Here is a 21,476-nt window from a genome sequence, read left to right as displayed (position 1 = left end):
GCCCATGGAACCGGCGCGGCCCAGGCCAGGCAGCCGCGGAGCTGGCTTTGCCAGGCCGCTGGCTGCGTCCCCCTCCCACGCGAAGCGTGAGAGAGGGGGAAGGCGCCGAAGGCGACTCAGGGGGTGCTTCATGTCAAAACGGATAGTCCAGCGTCAGCATCCAGGTGCGCGGCTGCTGCGGCATGTCCCAGAAGGTGCGGCTGCCCGAGCCGCCAGCGGCGTAGTAGCGTTTGTCGAACAGGTTGTAGATGTCGAGCCACAGCGTGGCCTTGCCGTTCAGCAGCTTGTGCCAGCCCAGGTGCAGGTCCACCAGGGTGTAGCCGGGCGTGGTGCAGCGGTCTGGCGCCGCCATGGCCTGGGTGCAGGCGCCCACGGGCAGCAGCGGGTCGCCGGGGGCCTTCTTGCGGCCATTGGTGACGGCGCCGGTCCAGTACACCTTGGGCGTGATGCTCACGCGGTCCTGCCAGCGCAGCGTGGCGCCGAGCTTGAACTTGTGGCTGGCCACGTAGGGAATGGCCCAGTCCACGCCGTCGCCTTCGTCGATGCGCCCGCGTATCCAGCTCGCGCTGCCCCAGAGCTCGCCCGCCCAGGCACCGCCCGCGTGGAAGCGCCACTGCGCCGTCAGGTCCAGCCCGGTCTGCACCTGGCGCCCGGCGTTGCCCTTGGTCTCGGGATTGACCAGGACGGCACCGGGAATGGCGTTCACGTTGCGCGACGCCTGGGTGACGACCAGGCTGGTGATGCGGCTGTGGTACAGGTGCGCGCCCAGGTTCAGGCTGGGCGCCGGACGCCAGTCCCACGCGGCGCTGAGGGAGCGCACCTTCTCGGGCTGCAGGCCGAAGTTGGGCACGCGGAAATTGGTGCCGATGTAGCGGCCCTCGCCGTCACGCGCTCCGCTGAAGGTGCCGAAAGCGCTCAGGCTTTCCTCGGGCGAGGGCGCGCGGAAGGCCTCGCCGTAGAGCAGCTTGAAGACATGCCGCTCCAGCGGCTTCCACACCGCGCCCAGGCGCGGGTTGGTGGTGGTGCCGTAGGCGCTGTGGCGGTCGATGCGCAGGCCCGCCGTGGTGGAAAAGCCCTCGCTCCACTGCGACTGCATCTGCACGTAGGCCGAGACGTTGTGGAAGTCGGCGCTGTGGATCACCACCGGCAGGCCGGTGTTGGGGTAGTACAGGCCCTGGGCGCCGGCGGGCTTGGCGGTGTCGTAGGGCGCGGGCAGCGAGGCCGTCTCGATGGCGGAATACGTCTGGTAGCCCAGGCCTGCCTGCACCTGCTGGGTGCCGCTCAGGCGCCAGTGCAGGCTCTGCTCGATGCCGGTGCGCGTGCCCAGTTCGTAGGAAAAGCCGTCGCGGTAGGCGTTGTTGGTGTTGTTGTAGCGCGCCTTGGGATCGACCTCCAGGCGCGCATGGTCGATCAGCAGCTGTGCGCTCACGTCGGGCGCGGGCGCGAAGCGCAGGCGCGCATACACCGTGTCGGTGGTGGGCTGCCATTGCGAGCTGTCCTGGTAGCGCGCCATGGCGGGCGGGTCGCCGGTGCTGGTCAGGCTGGTGAACTGGTGGCGGTAGAAGCCCACGGTGAGCTGATCGGCCCAGTCGGCGCGCGCGTACAGGCTGCGGCTGGCGACGCCGCCGGTGTAGTCCTCGCGCGCGTTGGCGGGCACCACCGTGGTGCCGTTGACCATGGCGGGCACCTTGGCGAACTCGCGCGGGTAGTACTGGTCGAGCGGCGCGCGGTCGGACTGCTGCCAGTGCCCGCCCACGGCCAGGCTCAGGCCCTCGGCATTGCGCATGCCGGCCATGAACGAGGCTTCCTGGCTGCCGAAGCGCCCCGCGCCCACCGAGGCCCAGCTGCCCTGCGGGCCGGTACCCGCCTCGGTGATGATGTTCACCACCCCGGCCACGGCGTCGGCGCCGTAGAGCGCGGCGGCAGGGCCGTAGAGCACCTCGACCTGCTTGGCCATGTACAGGCCCAGGTTCTCGGCCACCGTGAAGTTGCCGCCTGCGGGCGCGCCGATGCGCACGCCGTCGAGCATCACCAGCAGCTTGTTCGGGCCCACGTTGCCCTGCACCGCGAACTGGTTGTACTGCGACGACTTGGTGCCGCGCTGGATGTCCACGCCGGGCAGGTCCGCGAGCAGGTCGGCCAGGTTCTTGTAGCGCCGCTCGCGGATCTGCGCGCGCGTGACGACCATGACCTGCGCGGGCGTCTGGTCGCGCGTCTCGGACTGGCGCGAGGCGGTGATCAGCGGCGTGGCGATCAGGTCCTGCAGCGACAGGTCCATGAGCATCTCGGCGTCGCGTTCCAGCGAATCCGCGGCCCAGGCCGGGGTGTGCAGCAGGCAGGCCAGCGCCAGGGCGGGGCGCAGGCGGTTCTTCGGGGCGGCGGGGGCCAGGACGAGGGGTTTCACTGTGCGGCGTTATGCAGGGATGCGCCGCCGGCGCGGGGCCGGGGCTTGCGGGGAACAGGGGGGCTGGCGGATGGCAGTGCGGTATTTTGCGACAGGTGTAAGCAGATATTGCAAACAAACGTGTGTGCCCGTGCGTATCAGTCGGCCTCGCTGTTGCCGTCGTCGTCGCTGGCGCGTGCCGGCAGGGCCGTGCCCGGGTCGTTCCAGCCGAAGAAGCGGCAGACCTCGGCACGCCGCGCCAGCGTGTCGGCGCGGCCCAGGTCCATGAGTTCGCGGGTGTAGGCGCGCTCGAACAGCAGGTAGCTCACCAGTGCCGCGCCGCGCACGTCGCCCGCCTGCGAGGTCACGCCCAGCGCGCCCAGCATGGTGCGCATGGTCACGGGCAGATCGGTGACGTGGCGCGCGGCGATGTCGTCGATGCGCTGCGAGGGCACGATCATCAGCACGTCCACGGGCCGCAGGGTGCTGTGCGCGCGCGCCTCGGGCGGGATCAGCGACAGCGTGTGGTTGATGCGCAGGGCGCGCTCCACGTCCACGCCCAGCGCGTCCAGGAAGATGTTCGACAGCGCATGCCCCGCGATCTGCGCCAGCGTGGGATAGCTGGGCTCGGGCTGGCCGTGGCGCGGCGGCTCGTGCAGGCGCCCCGTGCCCACCACCAGCAGGCGCTCGGCCCCCAGGTGGATGGCGGGCGCCAGCGGGGCCGACTGGCGCATGGAGCCGTCGCCAAAGTACTCGGTGTGCCCGTCCACCGCCAGCGCCTGCGCCGGAAAGATGAAGGGAATGGCCGACGAGGCCAGCAGGTGCTCGGCCGTGATGCGTTCGCGCGCCGCCTTGCGCTGCGAGCGCGTCCAGCTCGTCACCTGCGGCCCGGCCTCGAAGTAGGTCACGTGCTCGCCCGAGCTGTAGCTCGACGCGGTGATGGCCAGCGCCTGCAGGTGGCCCTGGCGGATCAGCAGTGGCAGGCGCACCAGCGGCACCACCTGCGCCAGCAGCCGCTCCAGCGGCGCGTTGTTCAGCAGCGAGTGCGGGCGCGTGCGCTTCCAGCGCGCAAGCGCCCAGCCCAGCGACAGCAGCGTGAGCCAGCGCGCGCCGCTTTGCATCACGTGCAGCGAATCGGCGTGGTAGACCTGCCCTGCGCGGATGTGGCCCCACATGCGCGCGATGCGGCGCACGGCGCGCTCGAAGTGGTCGGCGCCGCAGGCCAGCGCGGCGCCGTTGATGGCGCCCGCCGAGGTGCCCGTGATGATGGGAAACGGGTTCGGCCCGCGCCCCTCGCCGCAGTGGCGCCGCAGCGCCGCGATGGCTTCGAGCACGCCGACCTGGTAGGCGGCGCGCGCGCCGCCGCCGGCGAGCAGCAGGCCGGTCATGGGCCGGGAGGGAGAAGGGGGTGTGGGCATGGTGGGTGGGGCAGTGGCATGGCCGCGCGGGTGCAGGGCCTCCCGAGTGTGCCGCCGTGCGCCCGCGCCCGGGCCGTGGAGAAACCCGCAGGCAGGCCGATGGCCCGGCGGCGGCAAAGGGCGGGTGGCTTGGCCTAGACTAGCGCGCTCCCCTCCCCACAGGAATGATCCCAGAAACCATGGCAGTCACTGAACAAGGCCTGCTGGCGGCGCTCGCCAGCGTGTGCGACCCGCACACGGGCAAGGACTTCGTCTCCACGCGCGCGGTGCGCAACGTGCAAATCTCCGGCGGCGACGTCGCCTTCGACGTCGAGCTGGGCTACCCCGCGCAAAGCCTGGTGCCCGAGCTGCGCCGCCAGTTCATCGGCGCCGCCAAGGGCGTGGCGGGCGTGGACAACGTCTCGGTCAACATCGCCACCAAGGTCGTGGCCCATGCGGTGCAGCGTGGCATGCCGTTGCTGCCGGGGGTGAAGAACATCATCGCCGTCGCCTCGGGCAAGGGCGGCGTGGGCAAGAGCACCACGGCCGTGAACCTGGCCCTGGCGCTGGCGGCCGAGGGTGCGCGCGTGGGCCTGCTGGACGCTGACATCTACGGCCCCAGCCAGCCCATGATGACCGGCACCTCGGGCGACGTGGAGAGCCTGGACGGCAAGCTGATGGAGCCCAAGCGCGCCATGGGGCTGCAGATCAACTCCATCGGCTTCCTCGTCAAGGACGAGCAGGCCATGATCTGGCGCGGCCCCATGGCCAGCCAGGCGCTGGAGCAGCTCATCATGCAGACGCGCTGGGACGACCTGGACTACCTCGTGGTGGACATGCCCCCCGGCACTGGCGACATCCAGCTCACCATGGCGCAGAAGGTGCCGCTCACGGGCGCGGTCATCGTCACCACGCCGCAGGACATCGCGCTGCTCGACGCCAGGAAGGGCATCACCATGTTCCAGAAGGTGAGCGTGCCCATCCTCGGCATCGTCGAGAACATGGCCGTGCACGTGTGCAGCCACTGCGGCCACGTGGAGCACATCTTCGGCCAGGACGGCGGCAAGAAGATGGCGCAGAGCCAGGGCATGGACTACCTGGGTGCGCTGCCGCTGCGCCTGTCGATCCGCGAGCAGGCCGACAGCGGCCGCCCCACCGTGGCCGCCGAGCCCGATGGCGACGTGGCGCGTATCTACAAGACCATCGCCCGCACGGTGGCAGTGAAGATCGCGCAGCAGGGCAAGGACTTCTCCAGCAAGTTCCCCACCATCACCATCAGCAAGTCTTCCTGAACATGGCTACCACCCCCTCCCCGCGCCTGACCTCCCTGTCCCACGGCGGCGGCTGCGGCTGCAAGATCGCCCCGGGCGTGCTGTCCGACATCCTGCGCTCCAGCGGCGCGGCCGGCTTCGTGCCGCCCGAGCTGCTGGTGGGCATCGAGACCTCGGACGACGCCGCCGTCTACCGCCTGAACGATGAACAGGCGCTGGTGGCGACTACCGACTTCTTCATGCCCATCGTGGACGATCCGTACGAGTTCGGCCGCATCGCCGCCACCAACGCCCTGTCGGACGTGTACGCCATGGGCGGCAAGCCCATCATGGCGCTGGCGCTGGTGGCCATGCCAGTGAACGTGCTGCCGCTCGACGTGATAGGCGCCATCGTGCGCGGCGGGCAGGACGTGTGCCGCGCCGCCGGCATCCCCATCGCGGGCGGCCACACCATCGACTCGGTCGAACCGATCTACGGCCTCGTCGCTATGGGGCTGGTGCACCCCGATCGCGTGCGCCGCAACGCCGACGCGCGGCCCGGCGACGTGCTGGTGCTGGGCAAGCCGCTCGGTGTGGGCGTGTACTCCGCCGCGCTGAAGAAGGAGCAACTGGACGAGGCGGGCTACCGCCAGATGATCGACAGCACCACACGCCTCAACACCCCGGGCCCGCTGCTGGCCGCGCTGCCCGGCGTGCACGCCATTACCGACGTGACCGGCTTCGGCCTGGCCGGGCATGGGCTGGAGATGGCGCGCGGCGCGGGCGTGACGGTGCACATCGACTGGGCGCGCGTGCCCCTGCTGCCCGGCGTGGAGCAACTGGCTGCCCAGGGCTTCGTCACCGGCGCCAGCGGCCGCAACTGGGCCGGCTACGGTGCGGGCGTGGTGCTGGCGCCGGGCCTGCCCGCCATGGCCCAGAGCCTGGTCACCGACCCGCAGACCTCCGGTGGGCTGCTGGTGGCCTGCGCGCCGGACAGCGTGGAGGAGGTGCTGGCCGTGTTCCAGCGCGAAGGTTTCGCGCAGGCGGCCGTGGTCGGCCACGTGCAGCAGGGGCCGGCGCGGCTGGAGGTGAGCGCCTGACGCGCATTCATTTGCTCATCAATTGGTAGCTTCCAGCGCGCGCCCAGCAAGCATTTGAGCCCGATTTTGCTTGTAATCTCCCCTGCCATGGCATCGACGGAATCCGCCCGAATCGCTGCTGGCACGGTAGCGCGCAGATTGACCTTGGTATACGGGTGAAAAACCGGAGGTCGCTGGACTATGCGGCGGGCTGGTTTACGAAGGCAGCTGATTACGGCACGCGTACCTCAACCCATCCCCTTACACACATCTGCCTGATTTCCAATAGTGGGTCATAGACCACAGGAGAAGCAGTGAACTGGCCGAGGGAAGAATTCAAGACGCTGGATTTGGGCGATGAGCGGCTGTTCGCACAGATTGAAGAATCTGTCGAAGTCAAGGAGGTGGATGCCGATGATCTGAAGGAAATCGAGCAGTTCGAGAGCGCCATCAAGAAGCTGGGAAAGACGTGAGCATTGGGATTGCGCCATTGCCCAACAGGCTGTTGGACAATGGCCCAGGGGCGCAAGCCCAGCGCATGGGGAGCTTAAGAGCGTGTTTACGATCTTTTCGCGATGCGGTACCGAAAAGGCATCTTATGTACATCAGTAAATTGGCTCTGAACGTGGCTTGCGTGCAGGATTTCTTGGCCGATGGTGGTGTTGATCCTCGGCAACTTGCACAGCAGTTGCTGGAGGTGGACGACCATGGATTGCTGGGCTGGTGTTTGGGGCCTGTCGGAGTTCGCATGGCGCCTTTTGCCGAGTTGCACCGCAATACACCTCAAGCATGGGCGGTCTGCGTGGCCGTGGCGCAGAGGGTTGGTTCTTCGCCTGCGGCACGACGGTTGGAACGGCAGCATGGGTGAGTTGGTTCAGATTTGATTTTTGCGCCTTCTGCTCTTGAAATGAGAGCTGCCAGCGCTTGTTGTACAAGGGATAGTGGCCAAAATAATGAGTCCACCCTGAACAATTCCGTTTACGCTCATCGCCGCCGCCATCCCCGAGGCCTTCTTCACCGTCTGGGCCAATGTCTTCCAGCGTGGCCACATCGCGCCCGGTAGCACGCCGCTGGTGCATGGCGGCAGCCGATGCGCGCCGGTTGATGGGAAGCGGCAGCCACATCGGCAAAATCCTGCTGCGGGTGGCGGATTGAAGTTTCAAGTCAGAAAGGGCTCTATCGCTTGCTGGGAAAGCGCGAACAGCTATCTTTTTTGATTTTTTGCGGGTTGCTTGAGGCCGGGAGTAAGGTGCCCGTCGAATGAAGCCATCTCACCCCCCCATGATGATTCACCACCAAGATCATCTCGATCGTTTCGCAGCGGGGCTGTCGCTGGAGTGGGATGCCTTCCCCCGCGCCGCGCCGTCCGCGGCCAGCATCGCGGCGCTTGCCGAGGGCGCCCGCTTGCTGCGCAAGGGCAAGCCGCTCAAGGGCCTGGCCGCGCGCACCCGCCTGCGCCGGATATGGGTGCACGGCGTGGACCAGGACCCGCTGCATGAACTGTGCGCGCTGCCAAGGCTGGGGGTGCTGTTCATGGAGAAGGTCATCGCGCAGGATCTCTCCGTGCTGCAGGACGCTAAGGCCCTCCAGCAGCTCTCGCTGGATGGCGTTCCTGCCGGCGGACAAGGCGATGGCCTGCGGTGGCGGCCCTCGGTCCCTGAGCCAGACATCACAAGCCGTGCCGTAACTGCCCCTTGGACAGAATCTCCAGCATCACCTCATCGGCGCCGCCCACGATCGAGATGGAGCGCAAGTCCCGGAACGCGCGCGACACGGGCGTCTCGTTCATGAAGCCCATGCCGCCAAAGAACTGCAGGCAGGCGTCCGTCACTTCGCGCGCCAGCCGCCCTGCCTTGAGCTTGGCGGCGGATGCCAGCAGCGTCACGTCGCGCCCGGCCACCAGCTCCCCGACGGCGCGGTACACCAGCGAGCGCAGCAGTTCGACTTCCGCCTGCAGTTCGGCCAGCCGGAACCGCACCACCTGGTTGTCCAGCACCCTGCGGCCGAAGGCGCAGCGTTCGGCGGTGTAGTCGATGGTGTCGCGGATGACGCGCTCCAGGGCCTTGATGACCGTGGCCGCGATCCAGATGCGCTCTTCCTGGAACTGCTGCATCTGCATGCGAAAGCCTTCGTTCTCGCGGCCGATCAGGAAGCGGCGGGGCACGCGCACGCCGTCGAAATGGATCTGCGCCGTGTCGGCGCTGCGCATGCCCAGCTTGTCCAGCTTGCGCGACATGGAGACGCCGGGCAGGTCCATGGGCACGGCAAGCAGGGACTTGTTGGCGTGCGCGGGGCCTTCGCCGGTCACCGCCAGCAGGCAGATCCAGTCGGCCTGCGTGCCGTTGGTGATCCACATCTTGCCGCCGTCGATCACGTACTCGTCGCCATCCCTGCGGGCCACGGTGCGCACCGCGCTGACGTCCGAGCCTGCCGACACCTCGGACACGCCGATGGCCGCCACCAGGTCGCCCGCGATGGAGGGGCGCAGGAACTGCGCCCGCAGCTCGTCGCTGCCATGGCGCGCCAGCGCGGGCGTCGCCATGTCCGTTTGCACGCCGATGCCCATGGTGACCCCGGCAGCGCGCACGTTGCCCAGTTCCTCCGCGAAGACCAAGGCATAGCTGTAGTCCAGGCCCTGGCCGCCGTCTTCCAGCGGCTTGTGGATGCCCAGGAAGCCCATGCGGCCGAGCTTGCGGTACAGCGCGCGCGCGGGCACCACGCCTTCGGCCTCCCAGGCGTCCACGTGGGGATTGATTTCCGCTTCGATGAAGCGCGCCGCGCTCTCGCGCAGGCTCAGATGCTCGGGTGTGAACTGCATGTGCTGCCCCCTCCTACCCCGTCACCGCGACGATGGAAACGCTGAACAGGTGGCCTTCGAGCAAGGCGCCGATGCGCTCGCGGTGCGCCCATTGGGGCCCGGCCAGTTCCACGACGACGCGCATGCCGGCCTTGCCGTCCTGCTCGCAGCGCACCGCCACCCCGCCGGCGCCGATGCCCTCGCCGATGAGGCGGGCGGCCAGCCTCTGGGCCGCATCCATCCGCAGGGCGGGCTTGAAGGGCTTGCCGACGCCGGTCATGGGCAGGCTCTCGACCGTGTAGTAGTGCTTGGGCCAGGAGGGCCGCTCGGGCAGGCGCGGCTCCATGAAGGCACGCAGCTCTTCCTCGCTGGCGCTTTTTCCGGGCTTGAATACCACGTAGCACACGGGCAGCTCGCCCGCGTGGCGGTCCGGCTGGCCCACGGCCGCCGCGCCCGCGACCGCCGGGTGTTCGAGCAGCGCATCCTCCAGCGGGCCAGGGTCGATGTTGTGGCCGCTGCGGATGATCAGATCCTTGCTGCGGCCCACGATGTAGATCCGACCCGCTTCGTCTGCATAGGCGAGGTCGCCGGAGTTCACGGTCTGCTGGCCCATGAAGGTCTGGTCTTCGCCGATGTTGTGGTAGCCGGGGCTGACATGGTTCCCCTGGATCACGAGCACGCCGACCTCATTGGGCGCGCAGATGCCCGACACGCTGCCATCGGCCGCCAGGCGGCGGATTTCCGCCTTGGTGTAGGGAATGCGAAAACCCACCGAATCCGCCACGGGCTGCCCACCCGCCGGGGCAATGGCGATGATGCCGCCGCACTCGGTCATGCCCAGCACCTGGTGGATCAACCGGCCGGTGTGCGCCTCGTACTGCTGCGCCACGGCGCGCGGAATGCTGGCCGCGCCGCTGACGTTCATGCGCAGGCTGGAGATGTCCGCATCCACCGGCACGCCCAGCAGCGCGGCGATGGACGTGGGCACGCCGCCGCCGATGGTCACGCGGTGGCGCTCGATGATCTTCCAGAACTGCCGGATCACCTGCGGGTTGCGCAGGCCCGCAGACGACAGCATGAGCACGTGGGTGCCCGCCATGAACTGCGCCAGCGACCCGAAGATGGTGCCCGCGACGTGGAACAGCGGCAGGCCGTGCGCGAGCACGTCGTCCGGCTGCAGGCCCAGCACGGTGGCCGCGCCGAACGCGGCCGTGATCTGGTTGCGGTGCGTGTGCGCCACGAGCTTGGGGGCACCCGTGGTGCCGCCCGTGTGGTAGAAGGCCGCGCGGTCGTTGCCCGACCCGCTTGGCGCATCCAGCTGGCTCGCGGAGTGCGCTGCCCGCGCCAGGTTGAAATCCAGCGCCCCGGCGGGCAGCGGCGGCGCGTCGCCCCGGTTGACGGCCAGCAGCTTCAGACCGGGCACCCGGGCGGCGACGGCCTGCGCCTTGGCCCAGAGGTCGGGGCTGATCTGCGAGCCGGCGGCCACCAGGATGCGCGCATCGGCGGCTTGCACCAGGTGCACGAGGTAGTCCACCGACAGCAGCACGTTCAGGGGCACCGCATAGCCCGTGCATTCCGCGCCCCACAGCGCCAGTTGCGTCTCGACCAGGTTGGGCAGCATGAGTGCCACGCCCACGCGCGGCCCGCCCAGCGCGGTGAACAGGTTGGCGGTCTGCGTGACCCCGGCGAACAGCTGGCCATAGGTCAGCGTGCCCTGGACTTGCAGCGGATCGTCGTCGCGCAGCAGCGTCAGCGCCGTGCGCGATGCATGCTGCGCCGCCGATTGCGCCAGCACCGCATGGATGCTGGTGGCCGTACAGCGCGCCTCGAAAGGCTGCGCCTGCTCAAAGCGCTCGATGTCGGCGAGCGAAGACAGCGGGGGAGAAGGTGCCTGGAAAGCCATGGGCGTGCTCCTGGTCATGCGGCCACGGGCTGGCGGGCCGGCGCGCTGCGTTGCAATTGGGCCAATGCGTCGTGGTACTCCTCCACGAGGCGATCGATCCAGATCCCGGCGGGCAGCACCTCCTTGACGGGGCCAATGCCCTGGCCGCAGCCCCAGATGTGCTTCCACGCCTTGACGCCCGTGCTCTCGCTGAAGTTCATCTTGGAAGCGTCGCTGACTGGCAGGTTGTCCGGATCCAGGCCTGCAGCGACGACCGAGGGGCGCAGGTAGTTGCCATGCACGCCCGTGAACAGGTTGGAGTAGAGGATGTCCGCGCTGTCGGACTGCGTGATCATCTGCTTGTAGCCCTCCTCGGCGCGTGCCTCCTCGGTGGCGATGAAGCCCGAGCCGATGTAGGCGAAGTCCGCCCCCATGGCCTGCGCGGCCAGTACGGCGCGGCCGCTGCCGATGGCGCCGGACAGCGCCAGGGGGCCGTCGAACCAGGCGCGGATGTCCTGCACCAGCGCCATGGGGCTGGTGGTGCCCGCATGGCCTCCGGCACCCGCCGCCACGGCGATGATGCCGTCCGCGCCCTTGTCGATCGCCTTGCGGGCGAAGTGGTTGCTGATCACGTCGTGCATCACCACGCCGCCCCAGCGGTGCACAGCCTGGTTCACGTCCTCGCGCGCGCCCAGCGAGGTGATGATGATCGGCACCTTGTACTTCTCGCACATCGCCATGTCGTGCTCCAGGCGCTCGTTGCTGCGGTGCACGATCTGGTTGATAGCGAAGGGCGCGGCCGGCCGGTTGGGGTTGGCGCGGTTGTGGGCGGCCAGCTCCTCGGTGATCTCGGCCAGCCATTCGTCCAGCAGCGATGCGGGCCGGGCGTTGAGTGCCGGCATGGAGCCGACCACGCCCGCCTTGCACTGCGCGATGACCAGTCGTGGCGTGCTGATGATGAACAGCGGCGAGCCGATGATGGGCAGCGGCAGATGGGACAGGATGGGGGGAAGTCTCATGGCTTGTCTCCTGGGGGGGTGATCGAACCTTCCGGCATGCAGCGGCATCTTTATGCAACTGGTTGCGAAATTTTAAGCAGCCCAATCCCTAAAATGCAACTGGTTGCGAAAACATGGCCCGGCATCGGGCAAGATCAACGCATTGCCCCGCTTCGTATCGCCTCCGTATGTCCCTGCCCCATGCGCTCCTGACCGCCTTGATCGAGCACCCCTGCTCCGGCGCCGAGCTTGCCGAACGCTTCGACCGCTCGATCGGCCACTTCTGGCATGCCACGCACCAGCAGATCTACCGTGAATTGAACCGGCTGGAGGCGCAGGGCCTCGTCAAATCCACGCCCATGCTGGGAAGCCGGGGCCGCAAGCGCTCCTATGAAGTGCTGCCGCAAGGCCGCAGCGAGCTCCAGCGGTGGACGCTCGAACAGGAAGACCCCAAGCCCTTGCGCGACGCCCTGATGGTGCGCCTGCGCGCGGACGCGGCCGTGGGCCCCTGCGGGCTGGAAGAGGAAATGCGCAGGCGCCTGCAGTGGCACGAGGCCAAGCTCGCGCTCTACCAGCAGATCGCCGTGACCGACTTCGGCAGGCAAAAGCGCCTGGGCCGCGCCGGCCAGTTGCGCAGCCTGGTGCTGGAGGCCGGCATCCAGCAGGAGCAGGTGTGGATCGACGTGGTGCGCAAGGCGCTGGACTTGCTGTCGTCGCCCGCCGATTCATCGCCTGTGCGAAGGGGCGTGCACCCCACACGTTCTGCGGATGAAAAGTGAGAAATGACCTTGCCCCTGGAATCCGTATCCCATAGCTGATCTCATGAGTTGGCTTGCCGTGGTTGATTGGCAAGCCAGTCCTGCTCGAACTGCATTGGGCTGACGCAGGCCAGCGTCGAGTGCAATCGAGCACGGTTGTACCAGAGCAGCCGGGCTATGGTTTCGTCCTTCGCCTCGCGCCTGGTCTTGAAGCGCTGGCCGTGCAGCCGCTCCACCTTCAATGACCCGAACAGCGTCTCGCTGCAGGCGTTGTCCCAGCAGCTGGCTTTGCGGCTCATCGAACTGGTGATGCCGTACGCCTTGAGCACGTCCTGGAAGTCGTGGCTGGCGTACTGGCTGCCCCGGTCGCTGTGGAAGATCAACCCGGCCTGCTTGTGCGGGTGAGCTTGCCTTCGCGCTGCGCCTTGACCCAGTTGAACAAGGTCTGCTCGACCACGCCCAAGGTGCGCGCTGCCGCCGCGATGCTCTGCCCGCCCTCAACCAGCCGCACTGCCTCTTGCTTGAATTCGAGCGTGTAGCGCGCTCTTGCCGTCTTCGTCATTTACGTCTTCCTCGCTTGCATTGAAACACTCAGCAAGGGATACGTCTTTCGGGGGCAAGGTCAGTGCCCCAGGGCCTGGGGTGGTGGGGATGGTTCGCAGTGAGTTACGCGGCCAGTTCGCGCAGCACTTCGGGGTGGCGCTGGGCCACGGCCAGCAGGGTTTGCGCTGCCCCGCTGGGCTGGCGGCGCCCCTGTTCCCATTCCTGCAAGGTGCGAACGCTCACGCCCATGAGCTGGGCGAACTGCGCTTGCGACAACTCAGAGGCGGCGCGCACTTGCGCAACCGGCGAATGCACCACCGTGCCCTGGCCTGCGCGCATCTGCTTGACCGAGGCCAGCAGCTTGAGGCCCAGTTCTTCGCCTGTCATGGTTTCACGCTTGATAGTAGGCATCCTCGATCTCCTGCTTGATGGCTTTCAGAAGGTGCGCCGGGATGTTGCCACGCACCGCCTTGGCGTAGATCACCAGCAGGTGAATCACGCCGTTGTCCAGCCGGTTGAAATAAATCACCCGTACCCCGCCGCGCTTGCCCATGCCAGTGCGCGCCCAGCGCACCTTGCGGCAACCGCCCGAGCCGGGGATCACGTCCCCGGCTTCGGGGTTGGCCGCCAGCCATGCGCAGAATTCGCCACGCTCGCCTTCGGCCCAGATGCCTTTGGCATCGGAGCTGAAGATGGGCGTTTCGATGATGGTGTGCATGCCTTATTGTACGTCAGAGACGTATAAAACACAACACAGTGATATGGGGTGATACACCGCCAGCGCTGCGCGAAAAAGGCGCAGCCGGGATTGGCGTCCTGAAGGAATGTCGCGGCAAAGCCGCAAACCACCGCAGTTTTGCGGCTTTTTCGTTCGTGCCCCTTTTTTGGCGGCTCGGGCAGGGGGCCGCAAGGCCCGCCGGTTTCCGCGAGGTTCCCCGGTACGCCAACCTGTTCGAGCCGCTGCCCTGATTGGCGTCTGGGCGACGGTTTTTGCAACCGGAGCCTTGGAGGCCCATCATGGCCCTGTCTCTCCCCCGCGCATCCGCGCCCATCGTCGCCGCCGTTGACGGCACCCCCACCACCCTGAGCACCGACGTTGCACGCCACTTCGGCAAGCCGCACCGTGACGTGCTGCGGGCCATTGAAACCCTGGTTGAGCAGCTTCCCGAGGAAGCCCTGCGCAATTTTGCGCAGGGGTACTACACCTTGCCCGAAACCGGCGCGCAGCAGCACAAGCTGTACCGCCTCACCCGCGACGGTTTCACCCTGCTGGGCATGGGCTTCATCCTACCGGCCAAAAAACGATGAATTGGCCATGAAAACCCATTGCATGGCGTTTGACGAAATACTGTATATAACGAATGAAAGGGACTTCCCCGTCCCAAGCGCAGCGCGCATTTGCGCAGAACGGCAACCAAGTGCCACGATGGGAAGTGCAATCTCTCATCAACACGCTTGTTTTATGGAAGGGGAAGTCCATGACCATCGTAACCGTAGGAATCGACCTGGCAAAGAACGTCTTCGCCGTTCACGGTGTGGATGCAGCAGGTAAGCCCGCGCTGGTGCGCCCCAGCGTGGCCCGAGACAAACTGCTGGAACTCATCGCCGCCTTGCCCCCGTGCCTCATCGGCATGGAAGCGTGCTCCGGCGCACACCACTGGGCCAGGGAATTCGACAAGCTCGGCCACACCGTGCGCCTGATGGCCCCCAAGTTCGTCGCCCCCTACCGCCTCTCGGGCAAACGAGGCAAGAACGATGCCGCCGACGCTGCGGCGATCTGCGAAGCTGTCACCCGGCCCCAAATGCGCTTCGTGCCCCTCAAGACCATTGAACAACAAGGCCAGTTGATGGTGCACCGCGCCCGCCAGGGCTTCGTGGAGCAGCGCACCGCCACCCTCAACCGCATCCGGGGCCTGCTGTCGGAACTGGGCATCGTGCTGCCCCTGAAGGCCGCCACCGTGCGGCGCGAAGCATTGGCCCACCTCGAAGACCTGCCCGGCTGGGCCAACACCGTCATCGGCGACCTGCTCAGTGAAGTCACCGGGCTGGATGAACGCATCGCCGAATACGACCGCCACATTGCCTTCATGGCCCGCCACAACACGCAGGCACGGCAGTTGATGCAACTGAGCGGCATAGGCCAGACCACCGCCATGGCCCTCATCAGCACCGTGGGCAACGGCCACGACTTCGCCTGCGGGCGCAGCTTCAGCGCCTGGCTGGGCCTGGTGCCCGGGCAATACAGCTCGGGCGGCAAACAGCGCCTGGGGCGCATCACCAAGGCAGGAGACGCCTACCTGCGCAGCCTGCTCGTGATGGGAGCGCGGGCCGTGCTGGCTGCCGCCATGAACCCCCGAGCGCCCAAGCAAGACAGCCTCAGCCGCTGGGCACGCAGCCTGGCCGAGCGCCGGGGCTACTGGCGCGCGGTGGTGGCGATAGCGGCCAAGAACGCACGCATGTGCTGGGCCGTGCTGCAAAGGGGGGGAGAACTTCAAGATGCCCGCCTGAGCCGATCAGGCCAGGCAAGACAAACAACGCAAGCAAGACAAGCCCAACAGATCAGGAATCCGCCGCGTGAAGGCAGTCGTTGATGTGCAAAAGGTTGGACCTGCGCCGGGGAATGCTCGGTTAACTGGAGGGGAGCCATGGGAGAGATCCCAAGACCCGACTAACGAATGGAGCCCCCGGCGCGCGTCTTTCATCAGGGTTTGCTGCCGACACAGAAGGTAGCGCTAATGACCGTTTGTAGTCACGCCGTCCGCACCGTTTGCCAAGAAGCATCGACGCGCTGCACGCACAAGGCTGGGAACTGAGCTGAAACCGTTGAAGACCATGCCTGGGTCTATCGCTGCGCGATAAACCCAGGGAGAGGTATTGCTTGCGAATGTGGGGAAGCCCTTGTAGCCAGTTAACGCGGCGTATCACATTGATTTATTTAGGTCAACGTGCGCGGAAAAGCCGCCAAAAAGCGCGTTGGTGTTGTGTGAGGGGGGATGGGGGGCGGAAGGGAGAGGGAGTCGAACCCTCCGGCCGCGCGTGGCGCAACCCACCGGGTTTGAAGCCCGGGCGCCCCACCAGGGACGCTTCCCTTCCGAAACTGACCCCCACGCTCCACCGTTGCGCGGGTCGCTGCCCCCCGAGGGGGCCGCTTTTTGCCTTGGGGCGGCCCGGCGGCAAAAAATCACTCTTGCGCCGTGAACAGCGGCGTGCCGGGGCGCAGCAGGTGCGCATCCTTCACGCGCCGCGTGAAGCCCACGCGGTCGAAGAACTCCAGCAACTGGATCGCGCGCTTGCGGCCCAGGCCCGTCGCGTCGCGGAACGCGGCGGCCTGCAGTGCCGCGCCGTCCGCCATGCCATCGCGCGCCATGGCGGCCAAGCGTTCAAGCGTAGGCAGTGGATAGTACAGGTCTTTGACCACCTGAAAGGCTTCGCCGCGCCGCGCCATGCTGGCCAGGGTCTGGCGCACCAGGGCTTCGGCGGCGCCCAGGTCCTGCGCCAGGGTGCGCACCCAGGGCGGGTCGAACGCGCCCGCCAGCAGCAGCGGGCGGATGCGCTGGGCCAGCGCCTCCTCGGTGGCGTTCATGCGCGCGGCGTGTTCGGGCAGGTGCAGCCAGTGGCCGCTGCGCGCCAGGGCCTGGCGTTCCATCAGGCTGTCCACCACGTGCTGCCACAGCGCGTCGCTGGCGCGTGGCGCGGCCAGGCGGCGCAGGCGCCGCGCGTCGGGGCCGATTTCCTCGGGGCTGGCGGCGTGGAAGGCGCGCAGGCGCTCCAGGGTGTGCGCCTGCAGCGCGCCGAGGGTGCTGGGCGTCAGGGCCAGGCCGCTGCCCGCGAGGGGGATGGCTCCGGGCGGCAGCGGCAGCGCCTCGGGGCCGGGCAGCGCCTCGGCGCGGGCGGTCTGCGCCAGATCCAGGCCCAGCGGTGCATGCGCCAGCAGCGCGGCGATGCGCGCGGCGCGCCCGGGCAGGGCCTGGGCGGCGAGCTGCGCCAGGCGCTCGGGCGTGCGGCGGTAGCGCTGCGGCGCGAAGGGGTCGAGCACGCGCACCCCGGCCAGCGTACGCGTGGCCGAGGCGTCGCGCAGCACGCCGCGGTCGCCGTGCCAGGCCGCCACGCTGCCGTGCAGCACCAGTTGGGCCAGCCCCGTGTCGCCGGGGGCGAGCGCGTCGCGGTCGAGCAGCACGATGGCGCCCACCACGTCGCAGGCGCCCAGGTGCGCGTGCACGGGCGTGCCCGAGCGCAGGGCGCGCGCCTCGCCTTCCCAGAGCTGGCATTGCACGTCCAGCCGCGTGGTGCACAGGGCGATGGCGGGCGCGCACACCACCTGGCCGCGCTGCACCTCGTCCTTGGCCACGCCGGCCAGGGCCAGGGCGCAGCGCTGGCCGGCGTGGGCGGATTCGGCGCGCAGGTTCTGCGCATGGATGCCGCGCACGCGCACGGTGCGCCGCTGCGGCGTGATGCACAGCTCGTCGCCCACCTGCACGCGGCCGCTGGCCACGGTGCCGGTGACCACGGTGCCCACGCCGGCCAGGGTGAAGCTGCGGTCCACGGCCAAGCGGAAGGCGCGCGCCGTGTCCTGCGCGCCCGCCGCGCCGTGCTGCCGCGCGGCGTCGCACAGGTGCGCGCGCAGCGCGGCGATGCCCTCGCCCGTGTGCGCGCTGACGTCGAACAGCGGTGCCGCGGCCAGTGCCGTGGGCGCAAGCAGTGCGCGCACCTCGGCGTGCACGGCGTCCAGCCGCGCGGCGCGCGTGGCGGGGTCGAGCTGGTCGATCTTGGTGATGGCGACCGTGCCCTGGGTGACGCCCAGCAGCGCCACCACGGCCAGGTGCTCGCGCGTCTGCGGCATCACGCCGTCGTCGGCGGCCACGACGAGCAGCGCATGGGCGATGCCCGTCGCGCCCGCCAGCATGGTGTGCAGCAGGCGCTCGTGGCCCGGCACGTCCACGAAGCCGAGCGACGGCCCGCCGGGCGCGTGCAGGTAGGCGTAGCCGAGTTCGATGGAGATGCCACGGCGCTTTTCCTCGGGCAGGCGGTCGGTCTCCACGCCGGTGAGCGTGCGCACCAGCGAGGTCTTGCCGTGGTCGATGTGGCCTGCGGTGCCGATGATCATGGATTGCTATTTCTTTCGTAGCTGGTTGCGCTTGTCCATAAAGGGCTGGAGGCCGATTTCCTTCATGATCTCCAGCAGCGCGGCGGTGCTGCCAAGTATTGCATCGGCCAGAGGCGAAATACCCAACCTCACACGGTCTCGGGCAGGAGCATGCCAGATCGGGAATAATCAAGAATCATTCTCATGAGAGCGATTGATTCCCGCATGACCCCTTCGCGCACCGACCCGGATTCTGGCTACGGCTGGCAGTTGCCCGCCGTCGCGCCCCAGGTGTCGCTGGCCGGCGGCGTGCTGCGCTTCGATGCGCCCGCATGCACCACCGAGGTGGTGGAGCCGGGCTTCAAGCTCGTGCTGGTGCTGGGCGGGCAACTGCGCTACCAGCTGCGCGAGCGCCAGGCGGTGCGCGTGCAGGGGCCGGCTTTTCACCTGAGCCTGAACAGGGAACCCTTCACCGTGCGGCACGAGTTCGACCCCGCCGCCGTGCTCGAATACGTGGCCGTGCGCATGCCGGCGGCGTCGCTGGCGCAGGACTTCGGCATCGACGCCGACTGGCTGGCGCGGCGCGCCTCGGGCCAGCGCGGCATGGTGCTGGACCAGCGCGCCGACCGCGTGCTGCAGGGGCTGGGCCGGCAGATGCTGATGTGCCCCTTGCAGGGCGCGGCGCGCCGGATCTACCTGGCGGGCAAGGCCCTGGAACTGGCGGCCACCGTGATGGCCGGGCTGGAGCAGCGCGGCGGCCCGGCCGGTGCCAGCCCGCTGCGCGCGCACGACGTGCGCCGCCTGCGGGCGGCCCAGGACATCCTGCGCCAGCGCCTGAACGATCCGCCCTCGCTGCCCGAACTGGCGCGGCTGGCGGGCACCAACGTCAACAAGCTCACCACGGGCTTTCGCCAGCTGTTCGGCTGCAGCGTGTACGAGTTCGTGCGCGCGCAGCGGCTGGATCTGGCCTACCGGCTCATCGCCGCCGGGCACGGCAGCGTGGCGCAGGCGGCGCAGGCCTGCGGCTACACCGATTCGCACTTCACCAAGGTGTTCCGCCAGCGCTTCGGCGTGGCGCCGAGCGCGCTGCACTGACGCCGGTACTTCCGCGATCGCCAGCCAAACTTCCGCCATCGCCAATCCGGAGGGCCGTGGCTTCCTAGACTTTGTTGAGATTGATTCTCATAAAAAAAGGAGGCGCGATTCATGGCGCAAGGATTCAGACAGGGCCGCTGGCGGCCCGTGGCGTTAGCCGCCGCGTTGGCGGCCCTGGGCGTGCAAGCGCAGGAGCAGGAGCCCGCCGCCACGCTGCCCGGCGTGGAGGTGACGGCGGCGCCCGAGGTGGGCACTTCGCTCAACCGCATCACCCCCACGCTGCGCGAAACGCCGCAGTCCATCACGGTGATCGACGCCGGGCGCATGCACGAGCAGAACCTGCGCACGCTCGACGACGTGATGCAGCAGTCGCCCGGCGTCACGGTGCAGCCCTACCAGCAGCTGACCACGGGTTACTACGCGCGCGGCTTCAAGATCGATTCGTTCCAGCAGGACGGCGTGCCCGTGCTGCTGGGCGGCACCGCCAGCGCGCCGCAGGACATGGCCATGTACGAGCGCGTGGAAATCCTGCGCGGCGCGGCGGGCCTGCTGGCGGGCGCGGGCAACCCGTCGGCCACGGTGAACCTGGTGCCCCGGCGGCCGCCGCGCCAATTCGGCGGCAGCGCCTCGCTGGGTGCGGGAAGCTGGAACCGCTACCGCGCCGAGGCGGACGTGGGCGGCCCGCTGAACGCGGCGGGCACGCTGCGCGGCATGGTGGTGGCGAGCCACGAGGACCGCGATTTCTTCTACGACGTGGCCACGCAGCAGTCCAGCAACGTCTACGCCATCGCCGAGCTGGACGTGGCCCCCGCGACCACGCTGAGCCTGGGCGCGCACCAGCAGCGCATCCGCTCGATCACCAACATGTCGGGCGTGCCTTTCTATGCCAACGGCCAGCCCCTGGGCCTGCCGCGCTCAACTTACCTGGACGTGGCCTGGGACCGCTTCGACTGGGACAACACGCGCGTGTTCGCCGGGCTGGACCACCGCTTTGGCAACGGCTGGGCGTTCAAGCTCAACGCCAACCACCTCTCGGGCGATTCGACGCTGAAGTACGCCGGGGCCAACGGCGCGGTCGATCCGGCGACGCTGGCCGGGCCCAGGCTCACGGGTGCGGCCTATGCCTTCGACAGTGCGCAAAGCAGCATCGACGGCTACGCCAGCGGCCCGTTCACGCTGCTGGGCCGCCAGCACGAGCTGATGGTGGGCGGCAACTACCAGAAGACCCGCTTCGAGCAGTTCCAGGCCAGCCTGACCCCCGCGCCCAACGCGCCGGTGGACGTCTTCGGCTGGAATCCGCACGGCGTGCCCGAGCCCGCCACCGGCGCCTACGGCTCGCGCGGCCCCACGCGCACCACGCAGTCGGGCCTGTACGCCATGGGCCGCTTCAGCCTGGCCGACCCGCTCAAACTGATCGTGGGCGTGCGCGTCAGCCGGTGGGAGCAGGAGACGGCGTCGGGCACGTCGCGCATCAGCGGCCAGTTCACGCCCTATGGCGGGTTGGTCTATGCGCTGACGCCGCAATGGTCCGCCTATGCCAGCTACGCGCAGATCTTCCAGCCGCAGACCCAGCGCACCTGGGAGGGCAGCGTCATCGACCCGATCGAGGGCACGAACTACGAGGCGGGCGTGAAGGGCGAACTGGCCGACGGGCGCCTGAACGTGTCGCTGGCCGTGTTCCGCATCCGCCAGACCAACCGCGCGCAGCAGGACCCCGACCACCCGTGCGCGGGCGCCGCGTGCTACTACGTCAACAGCGGCGAGGCCGTGAGCCGGGGCTTCGAGGCCGAGGCCACGGGCCGTATCACGCGTGACCTGAGCGTGCAGGCCGGCTACACCTACAACACCACCGAATACGTGCGCGACGCCACGCTCGCGGGCCAGCCGCTGGCGCGCTTCACGCCGCGCCACATCCTGCGGCTGTGGGCCAATTACACGCTGCCCATCGACGAGCGGCGCTGGACGCTGGGCGCGGGCATTCAGGCGCAGAGCGAGTTTTCGGCGGTGTCTGGCAGCGTCACCCAGCGCCAGGACGGCTACGGGCTGGTGAACCTGCGCGTGGGCTACCGCCTGGGCCGCACGACCACCGTGGCGCTCAACGTGGGCAACCTGTTCGACCGCGGCTACTACCAGAGCCTGTCGGGCACGGCCTGGAGCAACCGCTACGGCGAGCCGCGCAGCGCCATGTTGACGCTGCGCACGGTGTTCTGA

The 21,476-nt window shown here is 68.5% G+C and carries 17 protein-coding genes, 1 tRNA gene and 2 pseudogenes; 9 read left to right on the top strand and 11 right to left on the bottom strand.

Annotated features, from left to right (window positions below; translation table 11 throughout):
• Nucleotides 1–133 precede the first annotated feature (133 nt).
• On the bottom strand, nucleotides 134–2,284 hold the full coding sequence (locus YS110_09075; GenBank protein ID UJB67405.1) for a TonB-dependent receptor: 2,151 nt from the start codon (nucleotides 2,282–2,284) through the stop codon (nucleotides 134–136).
• A 257-nt stretch (nucleotides 2,285–2,541) separates the two neighbouring features.
• Entirely contained in the window at nucleotides 2,542–3,801 is a 1,260-nt protein-coding gene (locus YS110_09070) for a patatin-like phospholipase family protein (protein ID UJB64884.1), read from the bottom strand.
• Nucleotides 3,802–3,980: 179 nt separating this feature from the next.
• Between YS110_09070 and apbC the strand changes: the two genes are divergently transcribed.
• The 4 genes from apbC to YS110_09050 all read left to right on the top strand — a co-directional run bounded on the left by apbC (nucleotide 3,981) and on the right by YS110_09050 (nucleotide 6,977).
• Entirely contained in the window at nucleotides 3,981–5,072 is a 1,092-nt protein-coding gene (gene apbC / locus YS110_09065; GenBank protein ID UJB64883.1) for an iron-sulfur cluster carrier protein ApbC, read from the top strand.
• Nucleotides 5,073–5,074: 2 nt separating this feature from the next.
• The gene (selD, locus tag YS110_09060; GenBank protein UJB64882.1) at nucleotides 5,075–6,130 is read left to right on the top strand and encodes a selenide, water dikinase SelD; all 1,056 of its coding nucleotides are present in this window, start codon (nucleotides 5,075–5,077) and stop codon (nucleotides 6,128–6,130) included.
• Nucleotides 6,131–6,423: 293 nt separating this feature from the next.
• The gene (locus tag YS110_09055) at nucleotides 6,424–6,582 is read left to right on the top strand and encodes a hypothetical protein (GenBank protein UJB64881.1); all 159 of its coding nucleotides are present in this window, start codon (nucleotides 6,424–6,426) and stop codon (nucleotides 6,580–6,582) included.
• 125 nt (nucleotides 6,583–6,707) lie between these two features.
• Nucleotides 6,708–6,977: a hypothetical protein gene (locus YS110_09050; protein ID UJB64880.1), complete on the top strand. Its 270-nt coding sequence runs from the start codon at nucleotides 6,708–6,710 to the stop codon at nucleotides 6,975–6,977.
• Nucleotides 6,978–7,778: 801 nt separating this feature from the next.
• Here the strand turns inward: YS110_09050 and YS110_09045 are convergent.
• The 3 genes from YS110_09045 to YS110_09035 are packed head-to-tail and all read right to left on the bottom strand — an operon-like array spanning nucleotide 7,779 to nucleotide 11,807.
• Nucleotides 7,779–8,927, bottom strand: coding sequence for an acyl-CoA dehydrogenase family protein (locus YS110_09045; GenBank protein ID UJB64879.1), 1,149 nt, complete (start codon nucleotides 8,925–8,927; stop codon nucleotides 7,779–7,781).
• Between the two features lie 13 nt (nucleotides 8,928–8,940).
• Nucleotides 8,941–10,809: an AMP-binding protein gene (locus YS110_09040; GenBank protein UJB64878.1), complete on the bottom strand. Its 1,869-nt coding sequence runs from the start codon at nucleotides 10,807–10,809 to the stop codon at nucleotides 8,941–8,943.
• Between the two features lie 14 nt (nucleotides 10,810–10,823).
• On the bottom strand, nucleotides 10,824–11,807 hold the full coding sequence (locus tag YS110_09035; protein ID UJB64877.1) for a nitronate monooxygenase: 984 nt from the start codon (nucleotides 11,805–11,807) through the stop codon (nucleotides 10,824–10,826).
• A gap of 167 nt (nucleotides 11,808–11,974) precedes the next feature.
• Here YS110_09035 and YS110_09030 point away from each other — a divergent pair, with 167 nt between their 5' ends.
• Nucleotides 11,975–12,565, top strand: coding sequence for a PadR family transcriptional regulator (locus YS110_09030; GenBank protein UJB64876.1), 591 nt, complete (start codon nucleotides 11,975–11,977; stop codon nucleotides 12,563–12,565).
• A gap of 41 nt (nucleotides 12,566–12,606) precedes the next feature.
• Here the strand turns inward: YS110_09030 and YS110_09025 are convergent.
• The 4 genes and pseudogenes from YS110_09025 to YS110_09010 form a co-directional block, all read right to left on the bottom strand.
• Nucleotides 12,607–12,954, bottom strand: a pseudogene (locus YS110_09025) (DDE-type integrase/transposase/recombinase).
• The gene (locus tag YS110_09020) at nucleotides 12,924–13,106 is read right to left on the bottom strand and encodes a transposase (protein ID UJB64875.1); all 183 of its coding nucleotides are present in this window, start codon (nucleotides 13,104–13,106) and stop codon (nucleotides 12,924–12,926) included. Before YS110_09020 ends, YS110_09025 begins: the two are co-directional and overlap by 31 nt.
• A gap of 104 nt (nucleotides 13,107–13,210) precedes the next feature.
• Entirely contained in the window at nucleotides 13,211–13,498 is a 288-nt protein-coding gene (locus tag YS110_09015) for a type II toxin-antitoxin system MqsA family antitoxin (GenBank protein ID UJB64874.1), read from the bottom strand.
• A complete protein-coding gene (locus tag YS110_09010; GenBank protein ID UJB64873.1) occupies nucleotides 13,479–13,805 on the bottom strand; it encodes a transcriptional regulator in 327 nt (108 codons plus the stop codon). The genes YS110_09015 and YS110_09010 overlap by 20 nt, the downstream gene beginning before the upstream one ends.
• 299 nt (nucleotides 13,806–14,104) lie before the next feature.
• Here YS110_09010 and YS110_09005 point away from each other — a divergent pair, with 299 nt between their 5' ends.
• Together YS110_09005 and YS110_09000 are read left to right on the top strand one after the other, a co-directional pair.
• The gene (locus tag YS110_09005) at nucleotides 14,105–14,395 is read left to right on the top strand and encodes a Rha family transcriptional regulator (protein UJB64872.1); all 291 of its coding nucleotides are present in this window, start codon (nucleotides 14,105–14,107) and stop codon (nucleotides 14,393–14,395) included.
• Nucleotides 14,396–14,565: 170 nt separating this feature from the next.
• Nucleotides 14,566–15,570 (top strand): annotated as a pseudogene (locus YS110_09000) (IS110 family transposase).
• A gap of 518 nt (nucleotides 15,571–16,088) precedes the next feature.
• Here the strand turns inward: YS110_09000 and YS110_08995 are convergent.
• A tRNA-Sec gene (locus YS110_08995) sits at nucleotides 16,089–16,180 on the bottom strand.
• 88 nt (nucleotides 16,181–16,268) lie between these two features.
• Nucleotides 16,269–18,191: a selenocysteine-specific translation elongation factor gene (selB, locus tag YS110_08990; protein UJB64871.1), complete on the bottom strand. Its 1,923-nt coding sequence runs from the start codon at nucleotides 18,189–18,191 to the stop codon at nucleotides 16,269–16,271.
• A 204-nt stretch (nucleotides 18,192–18,395) separates the two neighbouring features.
• On the opposite strand from selB, the gene YS110_08985 reads away from it, so the two are divergent.
• Together YS110_08985 and YS110_08980 are read left to right on the top strand one after the other, a co-directional pair.
• Nucleotides 18,396–19,265: a helix-turn-helix transcriptional regulator gene (locus tag YS110_08985; protein UJB64870.1), complete on the top strand. Its 870-nt coding sequence runs from the start codon at nucleotides 18,396–18,398 to the stop codon at nucleotides 19,263–19,265.
• A 111-nt stretch (nucleotides 19,266–19,376) separates the two neighbouring features.
• Nucleotides 19,377–21,476, top strand: a complete 2,100-nt coding sequence (locus YS110_08980) for a TonB-dependent siderophore receptor (protein UJB64869.1) — start codon at nucleotides 19,377–19,379, stop codon at nucleotides 21,474–21,476.

The sequence above is a fragment of the Acidovorax sp. YS12 genome (genome assembly GCA_021496925.1).
In the GTDB taxonomy this organism is placed as follows: Bacteria; Pseudomonadota; Gammaproteobacteria; order Burkholderiales; family Burkholderiaceae_C; genus Paenacidovorax.
Note: the sequence above shows the minus strand (reverse complement) of the source record. Positions and strands in the feature narration are given on the sequence as shown.